The following is a 10,526-nucleotide window of genomic DNA, read 5'->3' as shown; positions in this document are numbered from 1 at the left end:
CCGCCGATGAGTCGCCGGGTTTCCCTTGACATAGGCTCCACCGTGCAGATACAGCAGTGTGGTCGTATCGTCGAATCCGGTCCTCCGCACCCACTCGCCGGGCACTCCGCCGACCTCGCCCCGCTCGACTTCCACGAGTCCGCGCAGCCTACGCGGAAGGGCAGGATCGAGCCGCTCTTCAAACCGTCGGTGACCTTGCCCGCTTGCCTGCCCGGCCTCGGCGGCCACGAAGGCCCGCAGGGCAACGACCCGCAGCTCCACACCCCAGCTCCACGATGCAACCGCCGGGCCACACAACAGCCGACGCACGACGCGCCGCAGGACGGCTCTCGAGACGGCCGGCAAGGGTCGGATGATGTTCCAGACATCGTTCACACCCACAGCCTAAGAACTTCGGCGCGGAACCGTCAGTAGATGATGCGCTCGAGGACGCGCCGGCCCATGGTCTTGCGGTGCGCCACGCGAGGCGACACGGTCAGCACCGGATGTCGAATCGAACCGGCGATGCGATCCGACAGATCGAAGTGCGCGGAAGGGTGTGCCGCAGCCCCGAGAATCACCAGGTCCGCACCTTCGGTCCAACGGTCGAGATTGCCGAACAGATCTGCAGATCGCTCCACGCGGCTCTCTATGCGAACTTCGGTCAGGTTGCTCAGCTGGAGGTGGTAGTTGCGAACCGACGCAACTTCCGCTTCGGATGCCGCCTCGTCGAGGATGTGGACCAACCGCAGCGTTGCGTCGTCATGTTCGGCGAGGCGATGTGCAAGGGAGATCTTGTCGACATCCGCAGGGCCGCCGGAACCCATGATCACGATCGTGTTCACTTCGCGGATCCCCCGGTAGTGGAAGAACAGCACCGAAGCGTCGGCGTGTTCCCGCAGCCACCTGGCATCTGCAATGTACTGGCGGGTCCGGCGGCTTTCAGGAGGTATCTCGACCAGGACGAGTTCGGGGGAACGCTGTGCAACGAGGTCCATCAGCGCCCCCCGCCGAAGACGCGTCTGGTGCTCGTCGACGTCCAGTTCTTCTGCACCGGCCGGCAGATCGGGAACCGGCACCGTTTGACCAACGTCCTGCGTCTCGATATGGGCAACCGACAACCGCCCACCCGGTTCGAGGAACCGGAGTCCGATACCCATGACCGCCCGCTCCCGATCGGGAGTTGCCCCATGATGGAAGACGACGAGCAGGCTCGAGGCCCCCGGCGAGTGCAACCTTTCTCTCGTCTTCTCGACCAAACCTGCGGTCGTGCGAACTCGCAGCGCGTCGAGCGATGCGCTCTGCTTGCTGACCCGCGATCGCCCGAACACCCGATACCAGACGAATCCCCCGACGATGATCCCGGCGGCGCCGACCAGCGGTACGAGGCCGAGCTGTGTGAGCAGCCCGAATGAGGCGACGATTCCGAAGATCTGTATCCATGGATACAGGGGTGATCTGAATGTTGGCCGATACCAGTCCACGAGGCTCTCGCGAAACGCGATCAGAGCCACATTGACGAAGGAGAACACCAGGAGCTGGAAGGCGCTGGCCAGTTTGGCCAGTTCCAAGAGGGGAACGAAGGCAACGAGTAACAGCATCACCGACCCCGTCACCGCAATGCTGACAAACGGTGTCGAGCGTCTGGACAGTCGTTGGAGCACGCTGGGCGCCAGGGCATTCCGGCTCATGGCGAACGGGTAGCGAGAAGAGGCGAGAAGACCCGCGTTGGCCATGCTGATCAGTGCAAGCACCGCCATCGCCGACACGACGTCGACGCCGACCTCCCCAAGGAATGCACGGGCGGCATCGGCCATGGGCACGACCGTTCCGGCCAGTTCGCCGGACCCGACCACACCGACCATCACCAAGACGACCACCGGGTAGATGAGCATCATGAGCGCAACGCTGCCCAAGATGCCGCGCGGAATCGTCCGACCGGGATCTTTGATCTCTTCGGCGATGCTCGCCACCTTGGTGACCCCGGCATACGAAACGAAGATCACTCCGGTCGCCACGATCAGACCCTCGAAGCCTTCGCCAAGGAAAGGTTGGAGATTGGCGACGTCCACGTGGGGGATACCCCTGGCGATGAAGAAACCCAGCATGAGAAGGACACCGGTCACAACCGTCTTCTGGACTCCTGCAGTCTGCTTGACTCCGGCGATGTTGATGACGATCAGGGCGCCGGCCAAGGCCAGAGCCACCGGTTTCACCGGTGCGTCCGAGAACATCGCGAGATACGCTCCCAGCCCGACAAGGGAGAAGGCAGCTTTGAAGATCAGTGAAAACCAGACGCCCAGGCCGGCCACCGTGCCCATGAGCGGGCCCATCGCCTTGTCGATGAACACGTAGGTTCCTCCCGCCTCCGGCATGGCCGTGGCCATCTCCGCTTTCGACAGTGCTGCAGGGAGCACGACGACTCCTGCAAGGACGTAGGCGAGAATGACGGCAGGTCCGGCGATCTTGGCCGCCAGGCCCGGCAACACGAAGATGCCGGAGCCGATCATCGCACCAAGGCTGATCGTGATGACCGAGTAGAGCCCCAGTTCCCTCTTCACACGGACGTCATCACCGGTCGAGAGCCGACTGCTCGTGAACCGTACACACAAGGGCTCGATACAGGCGATCGCATCGGGTCCACCTTTCGCGGGTACTTCCATTATGACCTGGGAGCGGTCTGAGCACCCACTATCGTAGGTGACGGCCTCCACCGGTGGCTGCAACACCACAGTGTGTAAGAGAACAGCGAGCGAATGAGCACAGCAACTCCAACCCCACATCCTGAGGACCCGACGGAGCAGGAAGACCAGCGCGACACGCTGGGCTTGATCGTGATCAGTGTGGTGGCCGCCTTGGCAGGGATACTGGTCGGTATCGCAGGAGGCTACTTCCGCAAGCTCCTGTTCGATGCAGACGAGTACCGGTTGTCGTTTCTGCAGTGGGCGCACGCCTGGTCGGGACCCGGCTGGATCCTTCCCATCATCGTCGTCGTGGGCTTCACGGCACTGGCAAGACTCATCGTGGTGTTCGTTCCTCGAGTGTCGGGAAGCGGTATCCAGGACGTGGAAGCTGTTTGGCGCGGCGATATCCCGGCAACCTCGTGGGAAGTCCTCCCCGCCAAGTTCGTCGGCGGCCTGCTCGCCATCGGAGCCGGGCTCGCGCTGGGACGTGAGGGCCCAACCGTGCACCTGGGCGCAGCAATCGGCTCCGAAGCGGGACGGCGCCTCCGCCTCGGTGAGCGTGACATCCGCATCCTGCAAACGGCTCTCGGCGGGGCAGGCCTCGGCGTTGCCTTCAACGCCCCACTCGGAGCCGCACTGTTCGTATTCGAAGAAGTGGCAAAGTCGATCCGACTCCGCCTTGGGCTCGTGACACTCATCGGTACGGCGACCGCCATCGTGTCTTCCCGATTCATCCTCGGCAACCAGCCCGATTTCCCGGTGGGCCCCATCGGCACACCGAGCGGCTGGACCATCGGCATCTTCGTCCTCTTCGGACTGCTCACCGGTGTCGTCGGCGTCTTCTACAACCGGCTCATTCTCTTCTTCCTGGACTTGTCCGACCGGATGAAAAACGTTCCGCCGATTCTCAAGTCCGCTGCGATCGGAGCGATCGTCGGCCTGCTGCTGTGGTTCGATCCACTCGTCGCGACCGGAGGTGGAGACCGACTCACCGAACACGTGCTTGGAGGGGGAATCGTCCTCGCGTCCGTGGCCGGCTACTTCGCGGTCCGCTTCTTCCTCGGGCCGCTGTCGTACGCGACGCAAACACCCGGTGGCCTCTTCTCGCCCCTCCTTGCCGTGGGAGCGCTGTGGGGGGCAGTGTTCCATGGACTCACATCAGGCTTCCTCTCAGGACCGGGAACCACCGTGGCAGCCTTCGCCATCGTCGGAATGTCCACCCTCTTCGCCGTGATCGTGCGAGCTCCCCTCACGGGCATCGTCCTCATTGTCGAGATGACCGCAACGACGACCCTGGTCGTCCCGATGTTGGCTGCGGCATTCGGAGCGGTGCTCACCGCCTCACTGCTTCGTAACGAGCCCATCTACGACAGTCTCCGAAACCGCATGATGTCGTCCGTATGGAATCGTCCCACCGGTTGAACCATTCCCTGGCCTACATCGACCAGACGAACGTCGAGCACCGTTCGAGCCGTCGCCGCGCTCTTGCAGAGGGCACACTCCCGGAGTCGACATCGAGGACCGTGGCGACGCCGGAAGCGAGGCGCCGAAAGTGGTGTCCACACCAGCGATGCTCGGCTGCGCGATCCCCGGTGAACCGCACCGTGAGCCTATCCGGAAACCTCGTGCGCCTCGGGGCCGTTTGACCCGAGCATCTTTTCGAGGATTCGCTTGAGCATTTCGAGTTCCCCGCCGTCGAGGAATCTGAGCAATGGCGGCTGCTCGAAGAGCCGGCCTTCAACCATGTCCCTGACCCGCTTCCCCTCGTCGGTCAAGACCAGTTGCTTGACCCGTCGGTCGGATGGATCCGATCTGCGCTCGGCGAGTCCGCGGCGCTCGAGCCTGTCGGCGATCCCGGTCACGTACGACGCGTCACATGACAGCCGGTCGGCAAGCGTTCCCATCGGTATCCCATCACCGAGGTGGTGCAGCGCCCACGCCATGTGCGGTGTCACATCGAGTTCCTCGAGTCTGGTGAAGACACGCTGTCGCATCCGGTTGGACAGCTCCCTGAGGAGCTTCATCACCTCGGCTACCTGGTCTTCGTTGTTCACAACCCTCATACTAGTTCATCTTCACAACAGTTTCGATTATGTATAGTTTCTTACCACAAATACTATGGCGCCGAAAGGAAGATACGCCATGGCAACACGACCGATCTTGCGCGCAGAGAACATCGTCAAGACCTACGGTTCCCTGACCGCCCTCGACAACGTCAGCCTCGAAGTCGAACCCGGCATCATCTACGGGCTCCTCGGCCCGAACGGCGCAGGCAAGACGACGCTCATCAGGGTGATGACCACGCTCATCAGACCGGACTCCGGCAGTGCAGAGATCGCCGGCATCGACCTTCTCGCCGATCCGAGGACCGCCCGGACCCGTATGGGACTCGCCGGCCAGTTCGCAGCCGTCGACGCCTACCTCACCGGGAGAGAAAACGTCGAGATGGTCGGCCGCCTGTACAACCTCTCGAAGGCGGAGGCGAAGCGAAGGGCTGCCGACGTTCTGGAGAGAATCCACCTGGACGACGACGCGGACCGACTCGTCCGCACGTACTCGGGTGGGATGAAACGCCGCCTCGACCTGGCGGCGTCGATGGTGGGCAGGCCACAGGTGCTGTTCCTGGACGAACCCACCTCCGGGATCGATCCTGGAAGTCGCATCGATCTCTGGGATCTGATCAAGGAACTCGTCGATGACGGCACGACGATCCTGCTCACCACCCAGTACCTCGACGAAGCAGACCAACTCACGGATCGGGTTGGCGTTCTCGACCATGGCACGCTGATCACCGAGGGAACGCCGGCTGCATTGAAGGAGCGCATGGGCGGAGCAGTCGTCGAGATCACGGTCGCCGATCATCGCCGTGAGGAAACGCTGGCGGCGCTGGCCTCCATCAACGGCCACCGACCGACGTTCGAGCCCAAATCGAACAAGATCGTGGTGCCGGCCGCGAACGGGCCTGCGACGTTGACCGACACGGTGCGCATCCTCGACCAGATCAACGTCGTTCCCGAAGACATCGCACTGCGACGACCAACCCTCGACGACGTGTTCCTCGAACTCACCGGACACACGGCACAACACGAAGAGAAGAACGGCGACCGCACACGCCGTCCTGCGAGGAGAAACTGATGACCGCCGCAACCGCTACCGCACCTATCCGCACGAGGATGTCGCTCTCTCACACGATCAAGGACACGCTCGTCATCACCAAGCGAAACCTGCGGCGCAACGTGAGAGTGCCCCAGGTGCTGCTGTTCGCAACCGTGCAGCCTGTGATGTTCCTGCTGCTGTTCAACTATGTGTTCGGCGGAGCGATCGGCATGGCCCTGCCACCTGCGGCAGGCGGCAGCTACATCAACTGGCTCGTTCCCGGCCTCCTCATCCAGGTGGCGGCGTTCGGAGCCGGGCAGACTGCGCTCGGGCTCACCGAGGATCTTTCCGCAGGGGTCATCGACCGGTTCCGCTCCCTCCCGATGGCGCGCTCCGCCGTGCTGGCCGGACGCACGATCTCGGATCTCGTGAGGAACTGGCTCGTGATCTCGCTGATGCTCAGCGTCGGCTTCCTCATCGGGTTCCGGGTCCAGACCAACTTCCTCGGCATGTCTCTGGGCCTGGGATTGGCGCTGCTCTTCGCGTTCAGCCTGTCGTGGGTGATGGCCGTTCTTGGACTGCTGGTCAAGAACCCGGAGGCCGCACAATCGGCAGTGTTCCTGCCGGTGTTTCCCCTGGTCTTCGCGAGCTCGGTGTTCATTCCGACGCAGACACTCCCCACATGGCTCCAAGGGTTCGCCAACAACCAGCCGATCACCGTGCTCACCAATGCCATCCGGGGACTCGTCCTCGGCGATGGGGTGCTCCCGGCAGGTCAGACGGTGGCCGGCGAAGTCCTCACGTCGCTGCTGTGGATCGCGGGCATCCTGGTGGTCTTCGCGCCACTCGCCGTACGGGTGTATCGCAAGACGGTCGCGTAGCCGGTCTTCCGGAGGTTGCGCAAGATCTGCGGCCCGCGGTGCCCGAGAGATGGCGGGGCGCACGCTCCGGTACGGTGGGGTCATGTCACCCCACGACTGTGAGCTGATTCGTCTCACGTTCCCGGCGCAGCCGGTGGCGGCGTTTACCGCGCTTGCGTTCGTCGTGGCCGGGGTGTGGACCATCGGGCGCCGGAGAACAACCGGTCCTTTGGTGTTCGGGCTGTCACTCGTTGTTCTCGGAGCGACGAGTTTCTGGTTTCACGCAGAAGCCGGCGCGCCTGCCTCGGCTGCAGAGTCCCTTGCCGTGATCGCCACGATGGCCTGGTTGGCGGTCTGGGCGTCTTCACGACCAGACGTTCGAGCGGTTTGGGTCTGGCTTGCCACGGTGGCCGCAGCCGGTCTCGTCATCGGGATCGCTCCCGCGACACGGCATGGTCTGACGGCGGCGGCGATCGCGGCCTTCGCCGTGGGAGCGATTCGGAATCCGAGGCTGAGGCGAGACCGGCGGATGGCCACAGCTCTCGGTATCTTCTCGGGTGCGCTCGTCGTCTATGTGCTCAGTAGGACCGGCGGACCCTGGTGTGATCCCGCATCGCCGATCCAGGGCCATGGCCTCTGGCATCTGCTGTCTGCACTGGCCCTCGTGTTCGTCGGTGAAGCAACGGGAGCCTCGGAGAAAGGAACGCCGGCATGACCATGCTCCACGTTGGGGACCTCGAGATGTACTACGAGACGCTCGGATCGGGAGACCCGGTCCTGCTGCTGCACGGACTCGGGTCGAGCAGCAAGGGATGGGTGCTGCAACGAGAGCCGTTCGCCGCCCGGCATCATGTCATCCTCACCGATCTTCGAGGCCACGGCCGGACCGACCGTCCGCCCGGTCCATACAGCGTCCCCATGTTCGCAGGCGACGTGCTGGGTCTTCTGGACGCCCTGGAGCTACGTGCCGTCAACGTGGTGGGTCTCTCGATGGGCGGCATGGTCGGCTTTCAACTGGCCGTCGACCACCCGGACCGGGTCAAGAGCCTCGTCGCCGTCAACGCGGGACCGGCCCTCGTGCCGAGCACCTTGCGCGATCGATTCGGCCTCTGGCAACGCAGGATCCTCGTCAACCTGCTCCCAATGGGCAAGATCGCCGACACGATCGGTAATCGGCTCTTCCCGGAGCCGGGTCAGGCCGAGTTCCTCCGACTGTTCAAGGAGGGCTTTCTTGAAAACGACAAGGCCGGCTACAAGGCGGCCACACGAGCTCTCATCGGCTGGAGCGTCGCCGATCGCATCGACCGGATCAGCTGCCCTGTGCTCGTGGTCTCGGCCGACCAGGACTACACGCCGGTGTCCGCCAAACAGGAGTTCGTGAGCCGAATGCCCACGGCGCGACTCGCAGTCGTGGAACACTCGCATCACGCGACGCCGATCGACCAGGCGGAAACGTTCAATGAGCTCGTCCTCTCCTTCCTCGCCCAGGTGGACCGATGACTCACCAGGGATAGGAAGCGAGTTCACGGACGAGACGGATCTCGTCACCCCTGCGTTCGTATCCGCTCGAGTTCGCTCCCTCGTAACAGTCTCGGTACCAACGCGCGGTCTCGCCCACCCAGTCCTTGAACGGTGTCGAGCGGTAGCCCAGGTCGCGTTCGGCCCGTTCCACCGACGGGATGAAGTTCGACAGCCGATCGTATGGATCGGCGTACTCCAGGGCGACGTGGGAGAGGTCCCGTTCGGTGATGCCGACGATATCGAGCGGAACGTCCAGTCCCTCCGCCGCAGCGGCCAGGAAGTCCCGCATCCGCACCACCTCCTGCTGCGTGATGTTGTACACCCTCCCTCTCGCGTCGGGTGTGTCGAGAACGCTCACATACCCTCGGGCGAGGTCCTGCGAAGAGACGATTCTGAAGCTGCGTTCCCCGCAGCAACGAAGGAGCAGCGGTCCGCCGTCGAGAAGGCGCTGGAAGTAGAACCATCCCCGAAGGGTGGGATCGTTGGGACCCAGAACGATCGGAGGTCGAATGATCGTCCACGAAACGTCGGTCCGGTCGACGAGGGCCTGTTCGGCGGTGAGCTTGCCGATCGTGTATGCCCATCCGGGCGATTCCACCTTGTCGGCGGGCGGACGAAATGCTCGATCGACGTCGTCTTCGTCGTACGGCGGGTAGCCGCGAGCGGTGTTGTAGACGGCCGAGCTGCTCGTCAGCACGTAGTGACCGACCGTTGGCGCGATGACGTCCAGCAGAATGTCGACGTCCCCTCCGGTGTAGGCGATATTGTCGATCACGGCATCGAACGCTTGCCCGCGAAGCCGTTCCAGCGACCCGGAGTCGGTGCGATCACCGATGACATGACCAATGCTCCCCCACCATTCGGGTCGTGTGTTCCCACGGGAGAACACGGTGACCTCGTCACCGCGGTCGAGCAACTGTTCGACGACGGCACGCCCGAAGAAGGTGGTGCCTCCGAGCACGAGAACTCTCATTGCGACCAGCCTCAGCCCGACACGTACTGTTCGGGGCTCTCATCGAAGACGTGCCTGCACCCGGGAGCACAGAAGCAGTACGTCTCGCCCTCGTACTCGGAGGCCCACCTCGCCGTGGACTCCTCGACCTGCATCTTGTAGACAGAATCGGCTGCCAATGCGATCTCCTTCCGTCCTACACACGGTACCGCTTCAGCACTTCTTGTCCCGTGCATATGACGGTGACGCCCCTTTTCGGGGGCGTCACCGTGGAAGGAAAGGAAGGGTGCCGGATCAGGCGTTGCCGGCCATCGGGCCGATGCCGCCACCTGCGTGACCGCCACCTGCGTGACCGCCACCCATCGGGCCGAAGCCACCACCGAGTCGCGAGCCGTCGCAATCGCCACGCGGCCTTTCGCCATTCACCATCGCGTCGATGCGTTCAGCCGCTTTCACCTTGGCATCCGCGGCCTGCCCGGCATCGAGGCGGCCACTTTCGACAGCCTGATCGATGCGAGCGTTCGCCTTTTCGATGAGTGCACCGGTCACCGCCTGCAGCTTGTCACCGGCGACGTCTGCGATCGTCTGCCCGTTCTGAAGAGCAGCGACCAGATCCTCGGTGGACATATCGAGTACACCGGCGACCGTTTCCAGACCGGCATGTGCCTGCCTGAACCCCGGGCGGTCGAAAACCCGTCGGAACGGTGCCTTTGCGGCCAAGGCATCGCGAATCGCCTGTGCCTGGTCGGCGGTAATGGTGTTCTGCTCGACAAGTTGGTCGAGCACGCTACCGATCGGCCCGACGTGTCGAGCCTGGGTCGCCGCATCCGCTTCCTGGGCGGAAGCGCTCTGCGAGGTGGCCACGAAGCCGATTCCTCCGAGTACCACGGCGGCAACGGCCAGCACCGTGAGCGCCTTCTTCATGTCGTCTCCTTTCGTGGGACGGCATCACTGTGGACCACCATCGTGAGAACACCCTGAAACGAACTTAAGACCTCCGTGAGTTCTCCAGCGGCCCCGACGGGTCCCCAGCGACGGCGCAGGGGGCCCCGGAGATCTGGGCGAGGTCTCTTTCCTTCCCCTCGCAGGGGAAGTGGCCGAGGCGAGGAACGAGCCGAGGTCGATGGGGTAGAGCCTCTTTCCGGGCAGAGGCAATGCCCTCGGGGCTTTGGCCAAGGACGGAGGGGGTCTTGGGTCCGGTGTATCGGCCCCCCTCCCGGCCTCGCCGTACTCCCCCACTGCTCGCTTCGCTCGCTGGGCGGAGAGACCGGTCGCTTCGCTTCCTGGGGAAGACCTCTCCTACGCCGGCGCAAAGCCGCTGCGGTACTTTCCCCCCAACGGTCGCTTCGCTCCCTGGGGGGACCAATGACCGCCCCACGGTCTTGCATCGATGCCGCGTCGCGCCACGAAGTACGAGAAGAACCGAGTCGCCGG

Annotated in this window: 11 protein-coding genes (1 of these 11 running past the window's edge); 5 read left to right on the top strand and 6 right to left on the bottom strand. The window is 63.8% G+C overall.

All coding sequences use genetic code 11. The annotated features are described in order from the left end of the window. On the bottom strand, positions 1-32 hold the beginning of the coding sequence (locus GXP34_10515) for an alpha/beta hydrolase (GenBank protein NOY56403.1). The gene continues 637 nt to the left of window position 1, outside the view; only the first 32 of its 669 coding nucleotides appear in the window; it begins with the start codon at positions 30-32; its stop codon lies beyond the left edge, outside the window. A 375-nt stretch (positions 33-407) separates the two neighbouring features. Then, on the bottom strand, positions 408-2,540 hold the full coding sequence (locus GXP34_10510) for an amino acid permease (protein ID NOY56402.1): 2,133 nt from the start codon (positions 2,538-2,540) through the stop codon (positions 408-410). A gap of 195 nt (positions 2,541-2,735) precedes the next feature. On the opposite strand from GXP34_10510, the gene GXP34_10505 reads away from it, so the two are divergent. Next, positions 2,736-4,085 (top strand): ClC family H(+)/Cl(-) exchange transporter, encoded by a 1,350-nt coding sequence (locus GXP34_10505; protein ID NOY56401.1) that lies wholly within the window; start codon positions 2,736-2,738, stop codon positions 4,083-4,085. Positions 4,086-4,273: 188 nt separating this feature from the next. Here GXP34_10505 and GXP34_10500 read toward each other — a convergent pair whose 3' ends face one another. Beyond that, complete coding sequence (locus tag GXP34_10500) at positions 4,274-4,726, bottom strand: MarR family transcriptional regulator (protein ID NOY56400.1); 453 nt, start codon at positions 4,724-4,726, stop codon at positions 4,274-4,276. 79 nt (positions 4,727-4,805) lie between these two features. Here GXP34_10500 and GXP34_10495 point away from each other — a divergent pair, with 79 nt between their 5' ends. From GXP34_10495 to GXP34_10480, 4 genes are all read left to right on the top strand, one after another. Beyond that, positions 4,806-5,798, top strand: a complete 993-nt coding sequence (locus tag GXP34_10495; GenBank protein NOY56399.1) for an ATP-binding cassette domain-containing protein — start codon at positions 4,806-4,808, stop codon at positions 5,796-5,798. After that, on the top strand, positions 5,798-6,640 hold the full coding sequence (locus GXP34_10490; GenBank protein NOY56398.1) for an ABC transporter permease: 843 nt from the start codon (positions 5,798-5,800) through the stop codon (positions 6,638-6,640). The genes GXP34_10495 and GXP34_10490 overlap by 1 nt, the downstream gene beginning before the upstream one ends. An 82-nt stretch (positions 6,641-6,722) precedes the next feature. Continuing rightward, positions 6,723-7,334: a hypothetical protein gene (locus tag GXP34_10485; protein NOY56397.1), complete on the top strand. Its 612-nt coding sequence runs from the start codon at positions 6,723-6,725 to the stop codon at positions 7,332-7,334. Continuing rightward, on the top strand, positions 7,331-8,119 hold the full coding sequence (locus tag GXP34_10480) for an alpha/beta fold hydrolase (GenBank protein NOY56396.1): 789 nt from the start codon (positions 7,331-7,333) through the stop codon (positions 8,117-8,119). The genes GXP34_10485 and GXP34_10480 overlap by 4 nt, the downstream gene beginning before the upstream one ends. Before the next feature lies 1 nt (position 8,120). Here GXP34_10480 and GXP34_10475 read toward each other — a convergent pair whose 3' ends face one another. The 3 genes from GXP34_10475 to GXP34_10465 form a co-directional block, all read right to left on the bottom strand. After that, the gene (locus GXP34_10475) at positions 8,121-9,113 is read right to left on the bottom strand and encodes an NAD-dependent epimerase/dehydratase family protein (protein ID NOY56395.1); all 993 of its coding nucleotides are present in this window, start codon (positions 9,111-9,113) and stop codon (positions 8,121-8,123) included. Positions 9,114-9,124: 11 nt separating this feature from the next. Continuing rightward, complete coding sequence (locus GXP34_10470) at positions 9,125-9,271, bottom strand: YHS domain-containing protein (protein NOY56394.1); 147 nt, start codon at positions 9,269-9,271, stop codon at positions 9,125-9,127. Positions 9,272-9,386: 115 nt separating this feature from the next. Further along, on the bottom strand, positions 9,387-10,016 hold the full coding sequence (locus GXP34_10465; protein ID NOY56393.1) for a hypothetical protein: 630 nt from the start codon (positions 10,014-10,016) through the stop codon (positions 9,387-9,389). Between the last annotated feature and the right edge of the window lie 510 nt (positions 10,017-10,526).

Source organism: Actinomycetota bacterium, assembly GCA_013152275.1.
GTDB lineage: Bacteria > Actinomycetota > Acidimicrobiia > Spongiisociales > UBA4744 > BMS3Bbin01.
The sequence above is the reverse complement of the archived record's forward strand: the minus strand, read 5'-3'. Positions and strand labels throughout refer to the sequence as shown.

Bases quoted from the DNA above. Each gene is read 5' to 3' on its own strand.
- GXP34_10480 (NOY56396.1), top strand. From the start codon at position 7,331: ATGACCATGCTCCACGTTGGGGACCTCGAGATGTACTACGAGACGCTC.
- GXP34_10505 (NOY56401.1), top strand. From the start codon at position 2,736: ATGAGCACAGCAACTCCAACCCCACATCCTGAGGACCCGACGGAGCAG.
- GXP34_10500 (NOY56400.1), bottom strand. From the start codon at position 4,726: ATGAGGGTTGTGAACAACGAAGACCAGGTAGCCGAGGTGATGAAGCTC.
- GXP34_10485 (NOY56397.1), top strand. From the start codon at position 6,723: ATGTCACCCCACGACTGTGAGCTGATTCGTCTCACGTTCCCGGCGCAG.
- GXP34_10495 (NOY56399.1), top strand. From the start codon at position 4,806: ATGGCAACACGACCGATCTTGCGCGCAGAGAACATCGTCAAGACCTAC.
- GXP34_10490 (NOY56398.1), top strand. From the start codon at position 5,798: ATGACCGCCGCAACCGCTACCGCACCTATCCGCACGAGGATGTCGCTC.
- GXP34_10465 (NOY56393.1), bottom strand. From the start codon at position 10,016: ATGAAGAAGGCGCTCACGGTGCTGGCCGTTGCCGCCGTGGTACTCGGA.
- GXP34_10475 (NOY56395.1), bottom strand. From the start codon at position 9,113: ATGAGAGTTCTCGTGCTCGGAGGCACCACCTTCTTCGGGCGTGCCGTC.